The sequence below is a fragment of the Pseudoalteromonas sp. 31A1 genome, from assembly GCF_011378815.1.
Taxonomy (GTDB): Bacteria; Pseudomonadota; Gammaproteobacteria; order Enterobacterales; family Alteromonadaceae; genus Pseudoalteromonas; species Pseudoalteromonas arctica.
The window spans coordinates 23181-46233 of sequence record NZ_WTKY01000008.1 but is presented as its reverse complement, the minus strand read 5'-3'; the positions used below and the strand labels follow the sequence as shown (position 1 = coordinate 46233).

Sequence of the window (23053 nt, the reverse complement as noted above, 5' to 3'; positions counted from 1 at the left end):
TGAGCTCTTTTTTTAGTTGCATTACTGCTCTTGCTGCAAGCGCTCGTATAGCCAATCTTTTAATTCTGTACGTTCGTGTTTTAATAGATGCATTTGTTCATCGCTTATGGGCGCATCTTTGAGCTCTAACACTCTAATCTCTTTATCTAGCTTGTCGTACTTATCTGCTTTTTTTGCAAATTCAGTATCGCTTTCATTTAACTCGGCAATGGTCTTTAAGTACTCTGGAAAGTCATTAGTTAATGAGTGGTCTTCGCCTAACATATTCGCTCCTTAGTAGGATATAAATGAGCTCACAAGTAAGTGAGTTGTATAAGTGAATTACTGCCTTTCATATAATACACTGGGGCTTACATAGATATAATTCAACCATTGAGCCGCTAATTTGATGTAGCGCAAACAATCTGTTTATTTTGCTCAGTAAGGTATTTCACTAAAGTATTTAATAGAGCGATCAATAAACGCATGTACTTTAGAGGTCAATAATTTATTGTTGGGGTATACAGCCTAAATAGGAGTATTAACTACTCGTAAAAAGCTTAGGGTTCGATATTATTGCTCAAGCTGCAAGGAATCTCTGGCTAGAGAAAATAAATTTAAATATCACCATGATTCAATACGTTAATAAATCTCTTAACCAGAGTTCAGGTTAAGTAAACCAATACCTGCTAAAGGCTTTTAAGCATTTTAGCTAAAATAGTTAATTTTTAACGCTTTTTGCTAATTTATGTTGGTTAATTAATAGTGGTAGAATGCAGCGCTTAGTACCACTTGTGTGAAGTAAGTGGTCAATAATTTATAAGGTTTGTTGTGTAATGCTGTTGATGATCGACAACTACGACTCGTTTACTTACAACTTAGTGCAATATTTTCAGCGTTTAGATCAAGACGTTTTAGTGAAACGTAATGACGAGCTAAGCATTGCACAAATAAAGCAGTTGAACCCGAAACACATCGTGTTATCGCCAGGGCCATGCACCCCTAACGAAGCGGGTATTTCACTAAATGTTGTTGAGCAACTAAAAGGGCAATATCCTATTTTAGGGATTTGCTTGGGGCATCAAACTATCGCGCAAGCTTTAGGAGGAGATGTAGTTCGTGCTAAAAAAGTAATGCACGGTAAAACATCACCCATAGTTCACACTAATAAAGGGGTGTTTAAAGGTTTAGCTAACCCGTTAACAGTGTGTCGTTATCATTCTTTAGTGGTTAAAGCACAAACTTTACCTAAAGAACTTGAAGTAACCGCATGGACTCAAACTGAGCAAGGCGAGTTTGACGAAATTATGGGGTTGTTACACAATGAACTTGCTATCGAAGGTGTGCAGTTTCACCCCGAAGCTATTCTAACTGATCAAGGCTTAGAACTGCTTGATAACTTTTTAACTCGCTTCTAATGTTATAATACACAGAGCATTTAATACTTTATTAATGGATGTCATGACTGAACTTGTAGCGCAACAGCGTACTGCCAAAATACTAAGCCAACGGGCTCATGACTTATTGCTTGGGCACAGCTTTGCGCATCAGCAAATTGGTTTCATTCATACATTAGATATAGATTACGGCGAACCCATGAAGCAACGCACTTTGCTTCAGGTTGAAGTGGCCGCACAGAATAAACGCCAGCAAAGCAGTACTGCACATCATAAGTACCGCGCTCAAGCGAGTGAGCAACTGCACAAAACTATTGAAACAGCTATATATAAGCAGCTTGAAGATATAGATGGTGTAATCCACAGCACTATAGGTATTGAAGATGGCATTGCCAATATACTCGACATATTAGCTGTAAAGTCAGCGTCGGTAGGACGTTTAGAGCCACTGGTTAATGATATAAGCTGGTTGGGTAGAGAATTAGTAACGCTTGTTAATTTACCTTACTATCGTAATCAGCGTAGTAAAAACACGTCTGTAAAAGTAGATAAACCATCGCTTGCCCTTCGTTATATTGGCCTTGATAACTTACAGCTAGTGATTCCTACATTTGCTGCGCGTCATTGGATGCCACATAGCACCGAACCATTTTCATTATTAAAACGCCGGCTACGCGACAGCGCGATGGCAAATGCTATTGCCGCACAAAAAATTGCACAAATAAATAATGTAAACGATATTCATGCGTTCACCCTCGGTATGCTTTTAGATGTAGGACGAGTTGCATTAGTGCGTTTGTATTTAAAAACGTTTGAGCAAGTATGGCAACGCAAAGTACAGCTAGCCCGAAATGAAAACCAAAAAGATTTGCACACTGCATTATTAGAGCTACAACCCGATCCGCTATTTTTAACTACTCTACTTAGCAATAAGTCGATAGAAGTAAGCGCCAAAGTAATAGATAAAATGGCTTTTAAATATTTACCGTTTAAAGGTGTAATGCAGCAGTTGGTAAATGGGGTAGATAAAGGCGATACATTACTGCCGTTAACAGAAGTAATGCTAAAGGCACGTTGCTACTCTCAATATCTTAATTTAAAAGAGCATCAACTTATTGAGCCCGATGAAACTCTAAGCTGGTTTTCGTACTTTAAGTTCACTAAAACGGAACTAAAAACCCTCCAATCGAGTAATTTTACCAATTTAGCTATTCAAATTGACTAAAAATCTGAATTTTTTGTTAATTTTTTTGCGACTAACCATTCATTCTCACTCTATTGTTATATTGCATATTTGCCGATTAAAGCATGCGCGCCTTGGTGCTCATGCGGTTAGTTGTTTAAAAATAAGCATAAATAGCTATGCAAATAGTTATTCACTATCTATGAAATAATATCTTTAGCCCTTTATTTTCAAGGGATACATGAAAGTTTTTAACGAGACAGATATAAGTAATTCTGAAATAATGTGCGTCTGAAAATTGAACCACAAAGCAATTTTGCGCAATTATCAGGTTACTGATCTTGCCTATAAAGTTGGTTACAAATATTAACCAAACACCTATTTTGATGTTTTGTGTTGCTCACAATTAAGAGGAAATAAAATGACAGTCAATCGCGAATTATTTGATCACGTAATGGTTCCTAACTACGCACCTTCAAGCGTAATTCCTGTTCGAGGCGAAGGTTCTCGCGTCTGGGATCAACAAGGTCGAGAGTTTATCGACTTTGCTGGTGGTATTGCAGTTAACTGTCTTGGCCATTGTCACCCTGCATTAGTAGGCGCATTAAAAGAGCAAGGCGAAAAAATCTGGCATCTATCAAATGTAATGACCAATGAGCCGGCACTTCGCCTAGCTAAAAAAATGGTTGATGCTACATTTGCTGAAAAAGTTTACTTTGCCAACTCAGGCGCAGAAGCAAACGAAGCAGCGCTTAAATTAGCGCGTCGTTTTGCACTTGATAAGTTTGGCGCAGAAAAATCACAAATCATCGCGTTTAACAAAGGTTTCCACGGTCGTACATTCTTTACCGTAACTGTGGGTGGCCAAGCTGCATATTCAGATGGTTTTGGTCCTAAGCCTGGCGACATTGTACATTGTGATTACAACGACCTAGCTGCTTTTGAAGCGCTTATCAGCGATAAAACATGTGCCGTAATGATGGAACCTCTTCAAGGTGAAGGCGGTATTGTTTCACCAACTGACGAGTTTGCTCAAGGCGTTCGCGATTTATGTACTAAACATAACGCACTGCTTATTTTTGATGAAGTTCAAACAGGTGTTGGCCGTACTGGCGATTTATACGCATACCAAGGCTTAAACATAGTACCTGATATTTTAACTTCAGCTAAAGCACTTGGCGGCGGTTTCCCTATTGGCGCTATGATCACAACAACTGAAATTGCACAGCATCTTAAAGTAGGTACTCATGGTTCTACTTATGGCGGCAACCCGCTTGCGTGTGCTGTTGCAGAAGCTGCATTTGATACAGTAAATACCCCAGAAGTACTTGCTGGCGTAAAAGCTAAAGCAGCATTATTTAATGAACTACTTACTGCGGTTAACGACAAATACAACGTATTTAGCGAAATCCGTGGCCAAGGTTTATTAATTGGTGCAGTAGTGAACGAGCAATATAAAGGTCGTGCAAAAGAGTTTTTAGTGGCAGGGACTGAGCAAGGCCTTATGTCATTAGTTGCTGGTGCAGACGTAATACGTTTCACTCCATCTTTAGTAATTCCTGAAGCGGACATTCGCGAAGGTATGGCACGCTTTGAAAAAGCAGTAGCAAGCGTAGTAAACGCATAAGCGACTTAAGCCAACCAATTAAGGGCAAGCACTGCTTGCCCTGCAATTCCTATTTACCGTTATTTATAAGGGAGCAAGCGGACTCATGATGATCCTTCGCCCAATCCAGCAAAATGATTATTCAGCATTACTGAAAATTGCCCACGAATCAGGGCATGGTTTTACGTCTTTGCCATTAAACGAAGAACTATTGCAAAAAAAGATCGACCATTCAGTAAGCTCATTTGCTAAACAAACGTCACAACCTGGTGACGAAGGCTACCTGTTTGTTCTTGAAGATAGCGAAACCGGTGACGTTGTAGGAACATCTGCAATTGAAGCTGCGGTAGGGCTTGATGATGCATTTTATCATTATCACTTAAGTAAAGTGATTCACTCTTCGCGCACATTAGACGTATACAAAGCGGTTGATATTCTAACGCTATGTAACGACTACACAGGTGCTACAGAGCTTTGCACATTGTTTTTAAAAGATGGTTATCGTAAAAATTGTAACGGTAAGCTACTTTCAAAAGCGCGCTTTATGTTTATAAAACAGCATCAAGAGCGTTTTGCGCAAACAGTAATCGCAGAAATGCGCGGTGTGTCTGACGAAAACGGCAGCAGCCCTTTTTGGCAGTGGCTTGAAGAGCACTTCTTCTCAATGGATTTTCCAACAGCCGATTACCTAACAGGTATTGGCCAAAAGGTTTTCATTGCTGAATTAATGCCTAAATACCCAATTTACGTAAACTTGCTAAGTAAAGATGCGCAAGCCGTAATAGGTAAAGTACACGACAACACTCGCCCAGCAATCGAGTTATTAAAAAGCGAAGGCTTTACGTTTAATGGCTACGTAGACATTTTTGACGGCGGCCCAACGGTTGAAGCAAAAGTAGATAACATTGCGACTATTCGTAATGCACGTAACTTTAACGTTGAAATTGGCGAAATGACTGGCGACACCATGGTGTTACTAGCTAACGAAAAGCTTAATGACTTTAGAGCAACCGTTGCACCAATGACATTTGACGAGCGCGCAAAAAGCCTTATTTTATCGCAAGAAATAGCAGATGCACTGCATTTGCAAACTGGCGATATTGTTAGTGCAACCACGATTTAATTTAGGAGAAAGTATATGACTCATCCTGCACAATTTATAAATGGTCAATGGTCACAAGGCCAAGGCACAGAATTTAATTCAGTAAACCCTGCAAATAACGACGTTATTTGGCAGGCTTCATCGGCAACTGCGGCGCAAGTAGACACCGCAGTAAATGCAGCGCGCGAAGCGTTTTATGCATGGGCTGATAAAAGCTTTACTGAGCGCTTGGAAATAATTAAAGCATTTGCAGCGCAATTAAAAGAAAACAGCGAAGAGCTCGCTATTACTATTGCACAAGAAACAGGTAAGCCATTGTGGGAAACTCGCACAGAAGCGGGTGCTATGGTTGGTAAAATTGCCATTTCTGAAAAAGCATTTTTAGAGCGCACTGGCGACGTAGAAAACGCAATGCCACTTGGCCGTGCGATGATTCGTCATAAGCCACATGGTGTTGTAGCCGTATTTGGTCCGTATAACTTTCCTGGTCACTTACCTAATGGCCACATTGTGCCAGCGCTTTTAGCAGGTAACACGGTTGTGTTTAAACCGTCTGAACTTACTCCTAAAGTAGCTGAGCTTACGCTTAAACTGTGGGAAAAAGCAGGTTTACCAGCAGGTGTCATTAACCTTGTACAGGGTGAAGTAGAAACGGGTAAAGCCCTTGCTGCTCACAAAGGTATTGATGGCTTGTTCTTTACGGGTTCTTCGCGTACTGGTCATATTTTACATGAACAGTTTGCGGGTCAACCTGGCAAAATTTTAGCGCTAGAAATGGGTGGTAATAACCCACTTATTATTACTGACGTTGAAGACACTAAAGCGGTTGTTCACGATATTATTCAATCAGCGTTTATCTCAAGTGGCCAGCGTTGTACGTGTGCACGTAAACTATTTTTACCAACTGGTAGCAAAGGCGATGTGATACTGGAGCGTTTAATCACAGCAACTAAAGCGATTAAAGTAGGTAATTATGACGATGCAGACCAGCCATTTATGGGCTCAATGATCTCATCAGCTGCAGCTGCAGGCATGGTTAAAGCGCAAAACGAGCTTGTTGAACTTGGTGGTGAAGTATTAGTAGAACTTGAGCACACAGCTAATACTGGCTTTGTAACACCAGGTATTATTGAGTGTACAAATATTAGTGACTTCCCAGATGAAGAGCATTTTGGACCACTTTTAAAAGTATTCCGCTTTGACGACTTTGACCAAGCCATTGATAAAGCAAACGATACAACCTTTGGTTTATCGGCTGGTTTATTAAGTGACAGTGCAGCAGATTACGACCATTTCTTACGTCGTATTCGTGCAGGTATTGTTAACTGGAACCGCCCAATTACTGGCGCATCAAGCGCAGCACCGTTTGGTGGTATTGGCGCATCGGGCAACCACAGAGCAAGCGCGTATTACGCAGCCGATTACTGTGCATACCCTGTAGCTTCAGTTGAGCTTGAAAAAGTTGCTATGCCAGCAACACTAAGCCCAGGCTTAAAAATAGATTAAGTAGTAATACTACTTAATTATTATAAAAGCAGCTTCGGCTGCTTTTTTTGTATTGCTAACGTACAAGGCTAGTAATCAGCAGCGCTTTCTGCTTAAATCACAATAATTGATTATATTAAGGGAATTTAAAAATGGTTTTAGATAGGCAAGGGTACGATGATTTGATCATGTATCTAACTCAAAATTTAGCATTGTTTGAGAAGCCAGGCGAAATAAAACCAGGTGCCCCAACAGTAATGGAATTAATCGAAGACGTTATTGCACAAAATGTGATGCTTATTTGCGAGCAGCACACAAACCTCAACACAGAGCAGCGTAGTCAAATTGTACGTGAAGTTGATGGCATAGTTTACGATTTAGAAGAAGTCCTCAGCAGCATCACCTCACAGCCTGTCACGGTTGAACAGCATGCCTTTATAGATGAATTTGCAGGTTTAGTAAAAAACCTCTTTGATAGCGCTTTAACACAACAATCTTAGCCATTTTATAGCCCTGCGTTGCATTTTCATTTGCAACTACGGCTAACTTGCTTACAATCAAGAAAATATTTTTTTGAGATATAACAATGCAAGCAAATGTAAAATGGGTTGAAGGCGATACGTTTATTGGTCGTTCTAATTCTAACCACAATGTTGTGTTTGATGGCGGCAGCGATAGTGCAGCACCAAGCCCAATGGAAATGGTTTTAATGTCAGTTGGCTGTTGTTCATCAGTTGATGTGGTTAGTATTTTAAAAAAAGCTAAACAAGATTTTTCAGATGTACAAGTACAACTAAGTGCAGAGCGCGCCGAAACAGCCCCGCGCGTGTTTACCAAAATTAACTTACACTTTGTTGTTAAAGGCAATAATGTGTCTGAAAAACACCTTGCACGTGCAGTTTCACTCTCTGCTGAAAAGTATTGCTCGGTTGCATTAATGCTTGATAAAACAGTAGAAATTACGCATAGCCACGAAGTTGTGCAAGATCAAGCAAAATAACGCTTTTTCCACGAGGAAAATTCGTATAAAATCCGCGAACTTTTCATTCTGCAGGTGCAGAACCCACTAATTTATAGGTTGGTTTATTATGAACAAACCCTTCGATAAACTTAAACTTCATGGCTTTAACAATTTAACCAAAAGTTTAAGCTTTAGTATTTATGATATTTGTTACGCAAAGACCGAGCAACAACGTAAAGAATATATTGAATATATCGATGAGCAGTACAGTGCAGATAGACTAACCGACATTTTAGGTGAAGTTGTTGATATTATTGGTGCTAACATTTTAAATGTAGCGCGCCAAGACTATGAACCGCAAGGCGCAAGTGTAACTATTTTGGTTTCAGAAGAACCAGTAGAAGAGCAGCAAAATTACGATGCTGACGAAGCACCAGGCCCATTACCTGATTCAGTTGTTGCGCACCTAGATAAAAGCCACATTTGTGTACACACATACCCAGAAGCTCACCCTGATGATGGTATTTGTACATTCCGTGCTGATATTGAAGTGTCTACTTGTGGCATTATTTCGCCACTTAAAGCGTTAAACTTCTTAATTCATAGCCTTGAATCAGACGTAGTAACAATTGACTACCGCGTTCGTGGTTTTACCCGCGACATAAACGGTGTTAAGCACTACATTGATCATGCTATTAGCTCGATTCAAAACTTCATGACAGAAGATACAAAAGAAGCGTACCAAATGATGGACGTGAATGTGTATCAAGAAAACCTGTTCCATACCAAAATGATGTTAAAAGAAACCGATCTAAACACGTATTTGTTCGGCCTTTCTACGGCAGATTTATCAGAGGGCGAAGAAGACGAAATTCGCTCAAAGCTGACCCGTGAAATGCAAGAAATATTCTATGGCCGTAACCTGCCAGATACAGAATAATAGCAACGAATTAAATTAAAAATGGCGCTCAGTGAGCGCCATTTTTTTATACTTTATTTTACAAGCAATAGCTGTGTTTGTCGGCCATTTAAATACCAGACACCGCTTTTATCAAAAATAGCATCTTCCTCTAGCATTATTCTTATTTCTTTATTCCACTGTTTTATAAACACAGCATTGTTAAGCTCAATTGAGTAAGCCGTATTTAAATGTAGCGGATAGTCACCATTTCCCGGTACACCTTGCTGAGAATCCCACATACCTAATGTAGTGCCAGCAGCGTGGCCATGATAGCCAAGAGGATGAGTATAAATAGTGGGTTTTAATCCCTGATCAATAGCGGCTTTTCGTGCTGCAGCTAAAACCTCATTACCGGTTTTACCTACCGCAAATTGATTGGTAAATATGTCTTGTAGTTTATTACCGCTTTTTAGTGCTTCAACTAAGTAACTAGGCGCACTTATTTCGTTTTCTTTGAGCACATACGCATGCTGCTGCGTGTCGGTATTTAAGCGTAAATAAGTAATCCCAAAATCTACATGAAGCAAGTCACCGGCTTGTATAACGTTATCATCGTAGCCATTGGTAAAGCTTTTTTCATGATTAAACGACTTCGCATCGGCGCGCTGAATAGCAATACTCGGGTGAAACCATGTTTGTAGTTTGAGCTCTTTTACGCGCTCTCTAAACCACCATACCAAGTCATCGTTAGTTGTTTCACCAACCGTAATTGTTTTACCCGAAAACCCCTCTGCAATAATATGATGGGCAATAGCGACAATATGTTTATACATTTTAACTTCTTCAGGAATGCGTTGCTCTAACCACGCAACAGCAAGCGGCTCTGCAGAAATTATTTTATTGTGATAAGTGGCGGGCAAGTTAGCCATTAAGGTTTTGTAATCGCCTAGCACAAGGCCATCGGCATGTGCCCAGTCGGTAGAAGTATTAAGCGCAATGTTGCGAGGTTTGTATTGCTCAATAAGTGTATTGAGTGCTTCCCACTGGCTTGGTTGTGTTTGTTTATCCCACCCTTTTTTAAATACGTTACCTATTTTATAAGGCGCAATAGCGTAAGCATCAACACCACCTTGTTTATTAAGTGCAAATAGCAAAATAGTAGTGCGTCTGGCTGAAAGCCATGTTGCAGGCAGCATTGTTTTTAATATTGGATCTTCGTTATATTCACGACTTATAAGTAGCCACATATCAGTGCTGTGCTGCTTCATTAATGAGGGCATTAAGGTATTAACTCTAAGCTCAGTTATTTTATCTATAAACGTAGCGCGCTCTTTCATCGATAAAATAGCGGGAGCGTCATCAGCTTTAACAAAGAGGCTTAAAACAAGCGTAGTTAGCAAGCTTACGTAAAGTAGGAGTTGTTTAGTAAAGTGCATAATTGTTTTATTTTTAGGCTAGTTAATTTATAACATGCCTGAAGAGCGACTATAAAAAAACAATTTGAGATAAACAGCACACAAAAAAGCCCAGCTAAAAAGTAGCCGGGCTTTTGTATAAACAGTTTTATTACTTAAGCATACTGTATAAAAGTGCAAATACAGCAAGTGAGCCAACCGCTAATATAAATAGCGTGCTAAAGCGATTTCGGTATTTATTAAGTGCAGGTACTTTATAAACTGCAATCATTGGCATAATGAATAAAATCATCGCAATGATAGGGCCCGATAACTGATCCATCATGTCTAAAATACTTGGATTTTTAACAGCACAAAACCAAATAGCTAAAAACATGATTAACACACCAATTTTATCGGTAACGCCAGCGCTTAAGCCTGTTTGTTTAGTTACTAATCCTGTAAAGCTTTCGCGTGCACCTAAAAAATGACCCAAAAACGACGATGTAATAGCAATAAAGGCAACAAGTGGCCCAAGTGTGGCAATAAACGAGTTATCAGTAATATTAGCAAGGTAGGATAAAACCGATACGTTAGCCGCTTTAGCCGCTGCCATTTGCTCGCCTGTAAGCGACAGCACGCAAGAGAACACAAATAACAGTACAAAGGTAATAAGTAGCAAGCTAGTGCGCTTTAAAATCGCCTCAGACTTACGTGTAGCTTGCTCGCCATAATGACCGCGTTGAACATTTACAAAGCTTGAGATAGCCGCTGCGTGGCTAAACGAAAACACAATTATAGGAATCGATAACCACAACGTTTTACCAAAGCTGCCTATTTCAGGCACCGTCATATCTGGCATTTGCCAGCTAGGGATTAAATAAAGTGATAAAAAGAACAATATGCCCACAAGCGGATAAACTAAAATAGCAAAGGCACGTAGCATTAAGCGCTCGCCGCCCATCATTAAGCTAATCATACCTGCAACTAATACACCCGAAAGTAGCACGCGAGAAGGTGATTCCATCCCCATTTGATTAACCATAAAGCTATCAACGGTATTGGTTAAGCCCACACCGTAAATAAGCAAAATTGGGAATATAGATAAAAAGTATAATAAGGAAATTAACCGGCCCGCAGTCACACCAAAGTGCTCTTCAACTACGTCGGTAAAATCGGCATCTTTATTTTTTGATGAAAGTACAAAGCGCGCTAATCCACGGTGCGCAAAAAAGGTCATTGGGAACGCTAAACACGCCATAATAATTAACGGCCAAAAACCGCCAATACCAATGTTAATAGGTAAAAATAAAATACCCGCACCAACGGCGGTACCAAATAAACTTAATGTCCACTGCGTATCGTGCAGGTTCCATTTAGTTTTTGTATTTGAATTTGTGTGTGTGTTTGGTGATGCATTTGAAAGCGTTGCATCTTGAGATGTTGTCATGTGTGTGTGCTCATCCATTATTTAAATAATAACTGCGCCGAAGGGTATAGTTTTTAGAGACATTTTTCATGTTTTGAAGAGATTTTTAGACTAATTAATTAGACTCAATTGGAGGGTAAGTGTCATGAATACGAAACAGCGGTGTAAAAGTGAGCAAAAACCTTAAATGGCAAGCCACATTATAGAGTTACTGTACGGGTAGGTTGGTTAGTTGGAGCGAAACCTAACACGCTATAGTGTCACGCGAGCAGCAAAGCCGAGATAGGCGGTTTTCATAACGTAAAAATAGGGACTGGTCATTTTTATTGGTTTTCATTTAAAAATCAAAGTCTGCTCTCAAAAGCTGTTAAGTAGAAGCCATTGATCTCAACTTCATAAGAGATTTTTATTAAACTCCGTTATACTTCCTACAATTGAATATGCCAAACGAAGTAAATAGGCCGCTAACTGCAATGAGCAAAGAAATTCTTTTCCATACTACTTTTGCGCACGAAACCAGTAAAACATGGGTTGTATTTGTCCATGGAGCAGGTGGTAGTTCGGCAATTTGGTTTCGTCAGCTTAAAGCTTATAAAAAAGAATATAATGTATTGTTGCTAGATCTTCGTGGTCACGGTAAATCGAATAACTTAGTACAAAACTTTGTTGATAATAATTATTCATTTAATAATGTCTCTAAAGACATTATCGATGTGTTAGATCATAACAATATCACCAGCGCACACTTTGTTGGCATTTCATTGGGCACAATTATTATTCGAAATATTGCTGAAATTGCGCCGCAATATGTTTCTAGCATGGTGCTAGGTGGAGCAGTTACTCGTTTTAATACGCGCAGTAATACATTGGTTTATTTAGGTAATACTTTTAAACACTTCCTTCCTTATATGTGGCTGTATCGCTTATTTGCTTTTATTATGATGCCGAAAAAGCGTCATAAAGAATCTCGACTTTTGTTTGTTCGTGAAGCAAAACGCTTGTGCCAAAAAGAGTTTATAAAATGGTTTAAATTAGCCATGGACGTAAATCCTTTAATGCAGTACTTCAAAGAAAAAGACATTGATATTCCCATTCTGTATATTATGGGTAAGGAAGATCATATGTTCCTTGGCCCTGTTAAAGAAATGGTAAAGCGTCATAAAAACAGCGTACTGCAAACTATTCACCATTGCGGCCATGTCTGTAATGTAGAACGCCCCGACTTATTCAATCAACACTCGCTTGCTTTTATCGCCCAGCAAAGTCGTTAAGGGTTGTAGAAGAAGTAGGGGTAGCTCTTTCTTTTTGATTTTCGCCCTAAGCTCAAAACAAGACCTGCCCCTGAAGAAATAAAACTCAACTTATGAAGCGTAGGTTGGGTAGAGCGAAGCGAAACCCAACATGTCATAGCGCCATACGAGTGTGAAGCCAATAGAGGCGGTTTTATTTATTAAACTTGCTTATTCAATAATGTTCAATTGATATACACTGGCAAGGTAACGTATTGATAAGGATATTAAGTTGTCGCAAGTTAAAACACTCCCCATTACAGCCACCCGTTGGCTTTCCCTTTTATTGTGCGCGATTACTGCTGCAACAATTACTGTGTTTTTAAGCAAAGTCGGTTTTGTACAAAAGGCATATTCGAGTTTGGGCGCTATTTTAAATGCCAATCCGGTTTTGCATTACAGCAGCGCATTTTTAGCGGGTATTGGCGTAAAGCTGCTGCTTGATAAGTTTTATATATCGCACCCCAAACGCAGTATTGGATTTAGCTGGCGATACCCGCCAGTGACAATCGCTGTATTAGTTTCATTATTTATAACTGCTTTTTATATGCTAAGCACAGCATATAAATTTGATGAAACTGCATTATACGCACAAAGTTTTATGAGCTTAAAATACCTAGCACTTACGTTTATTGGCATGCTCATAACTGTCATTTATCAGACAAAGCTTTATACCCAAAAGCCAATTTTTACTGCTGTATTGGTTGGTCTTAGTGCAACTTTTATCATTTTTGCAGTCAACCTAGCTGATATAGCGCCTACCTTTAATGTCTTTATGTGCCTAGCTGCTAGTTATTTTATATTGGCGGCTTACTTGTTATTTGATGAGTATAGGCAAAGTAAACAGCCAAGCATCACTACTGAAAATGAAGATGTAACCACTCAGGAAAATCCAGAGCTGAATAGCTTAGAAGATTTTCGAAAATGGTTTAAAGACGATTCGACTATTAAAAGCACAGAGGAATTAGAACCCGATTTACAGGTTTACGCCACGCGCATTACCGAGCGGCTACAAAATGGCGGTGATAAAGATGAAAAGGATTTAGCGCAGCACATAGCTTTATGTGGGCCTTATGGTTGCGGAAAAAGCAGTATCGTCGAAAGTATTGTGAATGATTTAGCAAAAAAGACTGAAAAAGGGAGTGTCTGGATACACAGCGATATATCTACTTGGGGCGCAGCCAGCGGCAGTGTTGCCCATGTTGTACTGAGCAATATTATTGATGATATAAGCCAGTACATTGATATGTGCGCTTTCCGTGCCTTACCTAAACATTATACCGAAGCGCTGAAATCAGGGGGGAGCGTATTTCAATTCGCTTCAACGTTACTTGCTGGCCCTGTTGATATTGAGGGCAGCTTTTTAAAGCTCAACGCAGTATTAAAAGTTACAAATCATAAATTACTGATTACTTTGCAAGATGTAGATCGTGGGACCGGCGATGAAAACGAAAAGCGCTTAAATGATATTGCTGCGTTGCTGGATAGGTTAAAAGACAGAAAATCAGGTCATATTAGTTTTATTATTGTTATGGGTAATGAAAGTGATGTCGCTGCTGAAGCAATCTCAAAAGCTACTGATTATAGAGAGGATATTTTAATTAGTAATATTTCTGGAAAGCTAAAGGAGTTTATATTTTTATCGATAAATAAAGCTGTTTCAAATGGTGTAATCACACTTTATAGCAGTGGATATGGTAATACTAAAAATTCAAAACCACCTTTTGTATATCTTATAAAAGATAAAAGTTGGATCGAGGATTATAATAAGTTTCCGAATGCTTTTTTTGAACGAGAGGTTATTGCTTTAACAGGTATAATTTACTCAGTTCGTTTATTGAAAAAAATTATCAGAAGAGTCGATGCCGCTTGGAATAAAAGTGAGATAAATGGAGAGGTTAACTTATTAGCAACTATAATGTTAGTTGCTTTAAAAGAGTCAAAAATTAGAAATTATGCATTATATTTAAACCAGTTGGACGAAATCAGGCTCAATTCTCAAAGTGACTTAACATATGTGATCGAAGCAATGTCAAAGAGGGAGGATGGTTCTGTTGATTTAAACCTCATTAATTATTTTGACGCTTTACTGAATGTTAAAGTAGTTTCTAGCAGCTACTACGCCACAGAAGACGAAGAGTTTAATAAAGGAAAAAAAGTATCTACAAGGAAATTACTTGACCCTATATCGGTGAGCACACAGTCAATAGGTCGATCTGATACAGAATATTTAAATTTCTTATCTTTGATTGAACTTGAAAAATTACCAAAAAATTGGTTGAAACAGCAACCTGTTTTAAAATGCCTTTATATTGAAGATAATGCTAGTGCTGATATTTTTGCTAAAAACTGGCTTCAAAGTCATAATATTCGAGAGCTTACTTCAGAGTTAATTTATTGTCCGTCCTATAAGGCTAACCTTAGAAATATTTTTTCATCTATATTAAAGCAGTTTGTAAACATAGATATTAGAGAACGAAATGCATTAAGGCGCACAAGGTTTTTATACAACTTAGGCGATATATTTTTAGCTACGACAGACTTTAATTCTTTCTCTAGTGATAGTTGTAATTTAATCAAAGTGCTTGAAGGTGATCTTTCAAGTCAATTATTTAGCCATTGCTTTAGTAAAAGATTATTTAGTGATGACGATAGACTTGAAGTTAAGTTTGAGGAAAATGATGTTAAAGACATGACTTCCTTAGTTACAAAGCTAAGCTCTACTAGCGGAGAAGAAGCAGCAACATTAATTTGGCCTTTATACTATAAGTTGGATAAGGCTAGTTTAAAGAAAGAAGTAAAAGAGATAATAGAAGATAATGCAAGTGCATGCCTTGTGCCACAGCAGTTTTCAAATGTTATTGATCCTAATGCGGCTTATAATTTATATACTGATTTTCATACAATAAATATTGATGCTCGCCGTTATAATAATTTTTTAGAAATACCAGAACCAGTACTCAATGAAATTCTTAGTGGGGTTCAATATGATTAAAGTCCGTAAAAAATTTAAGCATGTAAAAAGTTGATAGAGGATTAATATAAAAACTATACATTTGTAGACTAAACATTATTTCACATGCTGATGCTGAAAAAGTAGCTGTAAAAAGCATATACTCGTTGGGTTTCGTTCCACTCAACCCAACCTACGGTGTTTAGATTGACATTGAGCTGCTAGTAGCTAAAACTTGCAGCTCATTACGCTTACTCTTCTATCGCACTCACAATAAAATACGGATTTAAATACTCGTCTTTGGTGTTATAAATTAGCGGGCTGCCATCAAGTTGGGTCACTTTAGCACCGGCTATTTCGGCAATAGCATGGCCTGCACCGGTATCCCATTCACAAGTTGGGCCTAAGCGCGGGTAAATATCGGCGCTGCCCTCAGCTACTAAACACAGTTTTAGTGAGCTGCCTTTAGACACCATTTCAACCTCGTCAAAGCGTTTTACAAACTCGGCTAAATCGGGTGATGGGTGCGAGCGGCTGCCTACAACACGAATTAACCCTTTGTTAGGTTTGGTGGTAACTTTAAGCTCGATTCGCTCATCGCCTTTATCTTTAAATGCACCAATGGCTTCGGCGGCTAAGTACGATACGCCGAGTGCGGGTGCATCGACTACGGCTAAAATAGGAATGCCGTTTTTAATTAGGGCGATATTTACGGTAAATTCACCGTTCTTTTTAATAAATTCTTTAGTGCCGTCGATTGGGTCAACTAACCAGTAGCTTTTCCACGTTTGGCGTACATCCCAGCTTATGTCGGCGTTTTCTTCACTGAGTATTGGAATGTCGGGTGTGAGCTGTTGAAGCCCTGCCACAATCAGTTTATGAGCTGCTAAATCGGCGTCGGTTACGGGGCTTTCATCGGCTTTGTACTCAACGTTAAAATCCTTTTCGTAAATTCCCATTATCGCTTGGCCTGCTTTGCGGGCAAGGATGAGGGTTTCTTCTAGCAGTTCGGTTTGATTCATGGGGTTAACCTATATTATGTGCTTTTGTTTTAGATACGTTATCAGTTGTGTAACCGATTGGTCTAGGGTGTTTTTACTTGTATCTAAAATTATTTCTGGATTGTTTGGCACTTCGTAGCTTGAATCGATACCGGTGAAGTGTTTTATCTCTCCAGCGCGGGCTTTTTTGTATAAGCCTTTTGGATCGCGGCTTTCGCATACATCCAGTGGGGTATCGATAAAGACTTCAATAAATTCGCCTTCGTCTACTAGGCTGCGCACCATATCGCGCTCCGCTCTAAAAGGCGATATAAACGCAGTAAGTACTAACAAGCCAGCGTCGGTCATTAGTTTAGCGGTTTCGCCTACGCGGCGTATGTTTTCAATGCGGTCTTCGTCGCTAAAGCCTAGGTCTTTACATAAACCGTGGCGTACGTTGTCGCCATCGAGCAGGTAAGTGTGCGTACCTTGTTGATTAAGCGCCGCTTCTAGTGCGTTTGCTACGGTGCTTTTACCAGAGCCTGAAAAGCCGGTAAACCATAAAATAGCGGGCTTATGTTTTTTTTGCTCACTACGCTGTGCTTTTGTAGTTGCGTAGTTATGCCAAACTATATTTTCATCCATAGTGAGAGTCTCTTATGCTGTAAGCGCAGGTATTAAAACGGAAATACCAGCGGGATCAAGGTTAATACCGTGATTGAATAAATAATAGAAAGGGGTAAGCCCATCACTATGTAATCTTTTAAGCGATAGTTACCCGCGCTATAAACCATTAGATTAGTTTGATACCCAAATGGCGATATAAAGCTAGCTGATGCGCCAAAGGCAACCGCCATAATAAATGGCAGCGGGTCTACATTAAAACCAACCGCGAGCGAGTAAGCAACAGGGAACGACAAGGCAGCTGCTGCGTTATTAGTAATAAGCTCGGTAAATAATACGGTCATTAAAAATATGGCAATAAATGCGCCGTAAGGACCAAAGTCGCCAAGTACCATAAACATGGCGTCGGATATTTGCCCGGCAAGTCCGGTGCCTATCATTAACTTAGCAAGGCCAATGGCGCTGCCTACGACTACGAGTAACTCGATAGGAAAACGGCGTTTTACTTCGTTAAGTTTTATGGTGCCACTGAGCATTAAGCCAATTAGTAATACTAATAAGCCTTTAACCAGCGGCACTATGCCAATAATGCTTAAACCCAGTACTGCGGCAAAGCTTAGTAGCACAATGTTTGATTGTTTAGGTGCAAGGTGGGCTTGTAAGTCAAACCCTGAAATATACACAAATTCGCGCTTTAAATTAGGCAAGGTGTAAAAGTTTTTACCTGGTGCGAGTATAAGCGAGTCGCCAGCTTGTAATTGCACTTGCCCAAGGCCGCCTTGTAAGCGGTCGTGACCACGGCGAATGGCAATAACAGCAGCATGAAATTGCTCTCTAAAGCGGGCTTCTTTTACGGTTTTACCTATAAATTTTGAAGACTGACTTACAACGACTTCTACTAAGTGTTCTATGTCTTTTTGATGATTTTCGTGTACTACTTTTAGGCCGTCGAAACGGGTAAGTAATGGCACCGATTTTATGTCACCGACAAACAGCAGCACGTCATCTTTTTGAATGATTTGCTGCGGGGTGACTGCGCAAATGCGGCTGCCATCGCGAATGATTTCAGCAAGGAATAAGTCTTTTAAATCACGTAGGCCGTTTTCTTCAACGGTACGCCCTATTAATTTTGAGTTTGCTTGTACTTTGCCTTCTAGATAAAAAGGCACGACTTCTTGATCGGTTTTACCGTTGTCGGGTAAGTATTTAAGCATTACTAAAATGGTAATTAGGCCTACGCTTAACGCGCCTAAACCCACTAAGGTAAAGTCAAAAAACCCCAGCGGTTTCATGCCCGCATCGACTGCAAAACCATTAACGATTAAGTTGGTTGATGTACCAATAAGCGTAATGGTGCCGCCCAAAATAGCAGTGTACGACAGCGGTAATAATAGCTTTGAAGGGGAGTGATTGGGGTTGTCTTTTATCGCGGTAATAAGTGATGCAACAACGGCGGTATTGTTAGTAAACGACGATAAAAAGGCGGTTGATAACCCTAATTTTGTAACCGACTTTACTAAACTACCTTTAGATAGCGATTGCGCTAACTTTTGAATTAGGGTGGTTTTTTCTATTGCGGTTGACACTAACACCAATAGCACTAAGGTGATAAGCGACGGGTTAGCGTAATTAACTAACATACTTTCAAGATCGATTAGCCCTGCTAAGTAGCTGGTGCCAATGGCGCTTACAAATAACCATGCTGGATTAATACGGGTGCCAAAAAGGCACCCGACTAAGGTAAGCATAATGCCTGTTAAAACGAGCTGTTCTACCATGCTTTTAAATTCCTAACAGGCTAAAGTTAACTTATAACTTAGATATGTCAAGCGCTTGCCAATGCGGGAAGTGCTTGCGTACTAAGGTGTTAAATTCAACTTCAAATTCGCTAAAGTTACTTTGCTGCGCTTGGCTTTGTAGTACTTGTTCAATCATGCCCGCAGCAACCGTTAGGTTTGATAACCGATCGATTAGGATAAACGAACCTGTTTCGTGATTGCTGTGGTACTCGTCTGCCAAAATAGTTTCGGTTAGTTCAAGCGTTACAATCGCAATTTCGTTTAACTGTAGTGAATCGGCAGTGCCGTGCTCAAGCGTGTTTACATCAATTGTGTAATCAATTTTTGTAACAATAGCTGAGGTATTTTTGCTGCCTAGTTTTAGGTTATAACTTTTACCTAATACTAATGGCGACTCATGCATCCACACAATTTTAGCTTGTAGCTGGTTAGTAACCACAGCTGTTGAATTTGCAGGGACTATTACGTCGCCTCGGCTAATATCAATTTCGTTATTTAGGGTAACGGTAATTGCTTGGCCTGCTTCTGCGCTGTCTAAATTGCCATCAAAGGTAACAATTTCTTTAATGCTTGATGTTTTACCCGATGGTAATACTTTTATTGCATCGCCTACGTGTATCTTGCCCGACGTAAGTGTGCCCTGAAAACCACGGAAGTTTAAGTTAGGACGCACTACATATTGCACTGGTAGGCGCGCTTCAAAGCCTGTATCTGTTTCGGCTGCTGGCGAATCTTCTAGTAATTCAAGTAGCGGCTTGTCAGTGTAATACGGTGTATGAGCAGAGCGAGTTACTACGTTGTCGCCTTTAAGCGCCGACATAGGCACAAACTTAATGTTTGATACGTTAAGTTGCTCAGCAAATTTAAGGTAATCGGCCTTAATTTTTTCATACACGGTTTCGTCAAAATCAACGATATCCATTTTATTAACGGCAACAACAAACTGCTTAATGCCCAGCGAGTCACAAATAAAGCTGTGACGCTTGGTTTGTACTTGCACGCCGTAACGCGCATCAACCAAAATAATAGCGACATCGCTTGTTGATGCACCCGTTACCATGTTGCGCGTGTATTGCTCATGCCCTGGTGTGTCGGCAATAATAAATTTACGCTTAGCCGTTGAAAAGTAACGGTACGCTACGTCAATGGTAATGCCTTGCTCACGCTCAGCTTGTAGGCCATCAACTAATAATGCAAGGTCAAGATCTTCACCTGCATTACCTACTTTTTCGTTATCTTTATGAAGAGCAGCTAGCTGATCTTCATAAATTTGGTGGCTGTCGTGCAGCAGGCGGCCAATCAATGTTGATTTACCGTCATCTACGCTGCCACACGTAAGCATACGCAATAAGCTTTTGTCTTGTTGGCGTTCTAGGTAGGCGTCTATGCCTATTTCTTTTACTTCGTTAAATGTATCGTTATTTTGGCTAGACATTAAAAATACCCCTCACGTTTTTTCTTCTCCATTGAGCCTGCTGAATCATGGTCAATAACACGACCTTCACGTTCAGATGACGTAGATAGCAGCATTTCCTCGATGATTTCGGTTAAAGTACTTGCTGTTGACTCAACTGCACCGGTAAGTGGGTAGCAGCCTAATGTACGAAAACGTACAGATTTCATTTGCGGTACTTCACCCTCGTTAAGTGGCATACGCTCATCGTCAACCATAATTAGGGTGCCATCGCGATCAACAACAGGGCGCTCTTTTGCTAGGTAAAGCGGCACCATGTCGATGTTTTCTTGGTAAATGTATTGCCAAATATCAAGCTCAGTCCAGTTAGATAACGGGAAAACACGAATGCTTTCGCCCGGATTAACTTGGCTGTTATAAGTGTTCCAAAGCTCAGGACGTTGGTTTTTAGGGTCCCAACGGTGGTGTTTGTCGCGGAACGAATAAACACGCTCTTTTGCGCGTGATTTTTCTTCGTCGCGGCGTGCGCCACCAAATGCAGCATCAAAACCATATTTGTTAAGTGCCTGCTTTAAGCCTTGGGTTTTCATTATGTCGGTATGTTTACCCGAGCCATGCGTAAACGGGCCTACACCCATTTCAATGCCTTCTGGATTTTTGTGTACCAGTAGGTCAAAACCGTATTCTTTAGCTATACGGTCGCGAAACTCAATCATTTCACGAAACTTCCAATTGGTGTCTACGTGTAATAACGGAAACGGAATTTTTGCAGGGTAAAATGCTTTACGCGCTAAGTGCAAAAGTACCGACGAATCTTTACCAATAGAGTAAAGCATTACTGGGTTCTCAAACTCAGCGGCGACTTCGCGCATGATTTTGATACTTTCAGCTTCAAGTTGCTGAAGGTGAGTTAAAGCCATTGTTAGTCGTCCTACTAAAATGATTAAAAGTTACAAATTTAAAATTCGGTTATGTATTTGATACATCTGTTAGCGGCTGTGCAAAGCTGCTTGTTTGTTCGTTTTTCCCAAACCACGCTAGTTGCGAGTGCAGGGCGGCTACTTCACCAATAATGAGTAGCGCAGGCGATATAATGCTGTTGCGCTGGATTAAGTCGGCAAGTTCGCCTAATTGGCCTGTTACTACACGCTGATTTTTACGTGTACCGTTTTCGATAATGGCAACAGGGGTGTCGGCTTTACGGCCATGTTTTAAAAGCTCGCTTTGTATGTGCGGCGATTTAATTACGCCCATGTAAATAGCAAGCGTTTGATTTGCTTTTGCCAGCGATTGCCAATCAAGTTCTTGACCGTCTTTTTTACAATGTCCAGTTACAAATTGAATGGCTTGTGCATGGTCACGATGCGTAAGCGGAATACCCGCATAAGCACTACAACCTGCAGCGGCTGTAATACCTGGTACAATTTGATAATTTACGTTGTTAGCAGCCAGTACTTGTACTTCTTCGCCACCACGGCCATAAATAAACGGATCGCCACCTTTAATGCGGCACACTTTTTTGCCTTGTTTAGCAAGGTCGACCAGCATTTGGTTGGTGTCGTCTTGAACAACACTATGATCGCCTAAGCGTTTGCCTACACAAATAAGGTCAGCATCACGACGCACTAATTCCATAATTTCGTCAGACACTAAAAAGTCGTATACAACCACATCGGCTTGTTGCATAAGTTGCAGTGCTTTAAGTGTTAAAAGCTCTGGATCGCCAGGGCCTGCACCTACTACATATACTTCGCCTTCAGGTTCTGCTTTAGCATCTAGCATTTGTTCTAGCTGTTGCTGTGCGGCTTGAGTATCACCGGTTTGCACTTTACTCACGACAGATGAGTCGAATACGCCTTCCCAAAATTGGCGGCGGTCTGAAAAATGTTTAAAGCGTTTTTTTACTTTGTCTCTAAAGCCACCGACAAGTGTTGCAAGTGGGCCAATATGATGCGGAATAAGGGTTTCGAGCTTTTCGCGTAAGCGACGTGCAAGTACCGGCGCTGTGCCTGCACTTGATATAGCAATCGTAATTGGGTCGCGGTCAACAATGGATGGGAATATAAACGTACATTTAGGTTGGTCATCAACCACGTTTACAAATACATTGCGGGCATTGGCAAGTTCAAATACGTTGTTGTTTACTTCATCGTGGTCGGTTGCTGCGATAACAAGCATTGTTCCATCGAGATGCGACTCATCAAAATAAGCATCAATAAGCGTTACTTCATTATTATGTGCATGCTCTTTTAGTTCGTCGCAAAACCAAGGCGCTACTAAAGTAACGCTCGCTCTCGCTTTTAAAAACGCGCGACATTTGCGTAATGCGACCTCTCCACCGCCAACAACCAATACTGGTTTGTTGTCGAGTTTGGTAAAGATAGGTAAATACTGCACGTTAATAAGACCCCTAAACAAATTCAAATATAAGAAAACGCTTTATTCTGATAAGCAGAATATAGCGGCTATCAATAAGTAAAAAATAATTAAAACCAAGTTGATATAACCAAAAGTTATAATAGGTGGGCTTTTTAGGCCTAAGAGTTAGTTAACAAGG

At 40.1% G+C, this 23053-nt stretch carries 19 protein-coding genes; 10 read left to right on the top strand and 9 right to left on the bottom strand.

Annotated elements, in window-relative coordinates; all coding sequences use genetic code 11:
• Nucleotides 1-21: 21 nt before the first annotated feature.
• Nucleotides 22-264, bottom strand: coding sequence for a YdcH family protein (locus tag GQR52_RS09740; protein WP_002958856.1), 243 nt, complete (start codon nt 262-264; stop codon nt 22-24).
• Nucleotides 265-815: 551 nt separating this feature from the next.
• On the opposite strand from GQR52_RS09740, the gene GQR52_RS09735 reads away from it, so the two are divergent.
• From GQR52_RS09735 to speD, 8 genes are all read left to right on the top strand, one after another.
• Nucleotides 816-1397 carry an aminodeoxychorismate/anthranilate synthase component II gene (locus GQR52_RS09735; protein WP_165728290.1) on the top strand — a complete coding sequence of 194 codons (582 nt, stop codon included), beginning with the start codon at nt 816-818 and terminating at the stop codon, nt 1395-1397.
• A 43-nt stretch (nt 1398-1440) separates the two neighbouring features.
• Complete coding sequence (locus GQR52_RS09730; protein WP_165728289.1) at nt 1441-2601, top strand: HDOD domain-containing protein; 1161 nt, start codon at nt 1441-1443, stop codon at nt 2599-2601.
• Nucleotides 2602-2980: 379 nt separating this feature from the next.
• The gene (locus GQR52_RS09725; protein WP_165728288.1) at nt 2981-4186 is read left to right on the top strand and encodes an aspartate aminotransferase family protein; all 1206 of its coding nucleotides are present in this window, start codon (nt 2981-2983) and stop codon (nt 4184-4186) included.
• Nucleotides 4187-4271: 85 nt separating this feature from the next.
• On the top strand, nt 4272-5288 hold the full coding sequence (gene astA / locus GQR52_RS09720) for an arginine N-succinyltransferase (RefSeq protein WP_010555013.1): 1017 nt from the start codon (nt 4272-4274) through the stop codon (nt 5286-5288).
• A 15-nt stretch (nt 5289-5303) separates the two neighbouring features.
• Complete coding sequence (gene astD / locus GQR52_RS09715) at nt 5304-6773, top strand: succinylglutamate-semialdehyde dehydrogenase (RefSeq protein ID WP_007580085.1); 1470 nt, start codon at nt 5304-5306, stop codon at nt 6771-6773.
• Between the two features lie 131 nt (nt 6774-6904).
• Entirely contained in the window at nt 6905-7252 is a 348-nt protein-coding gene (locus GQR52_RS09710; RefSeq protein WP_007580087.1) for a DUF3802 family protein, read from the top strand.
• A gap of 86 nt (nt 7253-7338) precedes the next feature.
• Nucleotides 7339-7752 (top strand): OsmC family protein, encoded by a 414-nt coding sequence (locus GQR52_RS09705; RefSeq protein WP_002958863.1) that lies wholly within the window; start codon nt 7339-7341, stop codon nt 7750-7752.
• Between the two features lie 88 nt (nt 7753-7840).
• A complete protein-coding gene (gene speD, locus GQR52_RS09700; RefSeq protein ID WP_007376266.1) occupies nt 7841-8653 on the top strand; it encodes an adenosylmethionine decarboxylase in 813 nt (270 codons plus the stop codon).
• A 53-nt stretch (nt 8654-8706) separates the two neighbouring features.
• Here speD and GQR52_RS09695 read toward each other — a convergent pair whose 3' ends face one another.
• On the bottom strand, nt 8707-10050 hold the full coding sequence (locus tag GQR52_RS09695) for a M24 family metallopeptidase (RefSeq protein WP_165728287.1): 1344 nt from the start codon (nt 10048-10050) through the stop codon (nt 8707-8709).
• A 130-nt stretch (nt 10051-10180) separates the two neighbouring features.
• Nucleotides 10181-11458 (bottom strand): aromatic amino acid transport family protein, encoded by a 1278-nt coding sequence (locus tag GQR52_RS09690; protein WP_101216819.1) that lies wholly within the window; start codon nt 11456-11458, stop codon nt 10181-10183.
• A 452-nt stretch (nt 11459-11910) separates the two neighbouring features.
• On the opposite strand from GQR52_RS09690, the gene GQR52_RS09685 reads away from it, so the two are divergent.
• Nucleotides 11911-12708, top strand: coding sequence for an alpha/beta hydrolase (locus tag GQR52_RS09685; protein WP_165728286.1), 798 nt, complete (start codon nt 11911-11913; stop codon nt 12706-12708).
• A 250-nt stretch (nt 12709-12958) separates the two neighbouring features.
• A complete protein-coding gene (locus tag GQR52_RS09680) occupies nt 12959-15721 on the top strand; it encodes a hypothetical protein (RefSeq protein WP_165728285.1) in 2763 nt (920 codons plus the stop codon).
• Between the two features lie 209 nt (nt 15722-15930).
• Here GQR52_RS09680 and cysQ read toward each other — a convergent pair whose 3' ends face one another.
• From cysQ to cysG, 6 genes are read right to left on the bottom strand one after another with little or no spacing between them, the layout of a single operon-like run.
• Entirely contained in the window at nt 15931-16701 is a 771-nt protein-coding gene (gene cysQ, locus GQR52_RS09675) for a 3'(2'),5'-bisphosphate nucleotidase CysQ (protein WP_165728284.1), read from the bottom strand.
• Between the two features lie 9 nt (nt 16702-16710).
• Nucleotides 16711-17304 carry an adenylyl-sulfate kinase gene (cysC, locus tag GQR52_RS09670; RefSeq protein ID WP_007378439.1) on the bottom strand — a complete coding sequence of 198 codons (594 nt, stop codon included), beginning with the start codon at nt 17302-17304 and terminating at the stop codon, nt 16711-16713.
• A 32-nt stretch (nt 17305-17336) separates the two neighbouring features.
• Entirely contained in the window at nt 17337-19061 is a 1725-nt protein-coding gene (locus GQR52_RS09665; RefSeq protein WP_165728283.1) for an SLC13 family permease, read from the bottom strand.
• Nucleotides 19062-19092: 31 nt separating this feature from the next.
• Nucleotides 19093-20517 (bottom strand): sulfate adenylyltransferase subunit CysN, encoded by a 1425-nt coding sequence (gene cysN, locus GQR52_RS09660; protein WP_165728282.1) that lies wholly within the window; start codon nt 20515-20517, stop codon nt 19093-19095.
• Complete coding sequence (cysD, locus tag GQR52_RS09655; RefSeq protein ID WP_008133447.1) at nt 20517-21416, bottom strand: sulfate adenylyltransferase subunit CysD; 900 nt, start codon at nt 21414-21416, stop codon at nt 20517-20519. The genes cysN and cysD overlap by 1 nt, the downstream gene beginning before the upstream one ends.
• A 49-nt stretch (nt 21417-21465) precedes the next feature.
• Nucleotides 21466-22893 (bottom strand): siroheme synthase CysG, encoded by a 1428-nt coding sequence (gene cysG / locus GQR52_RS09650; RefSeq protein ID WP_165728281.1) that lies wholly within the window; start codon nt 22891-22893, stop codon nt 21466-21468.
• Nucleotides 22894-23053: the final 160 nt, after the last annotated feature.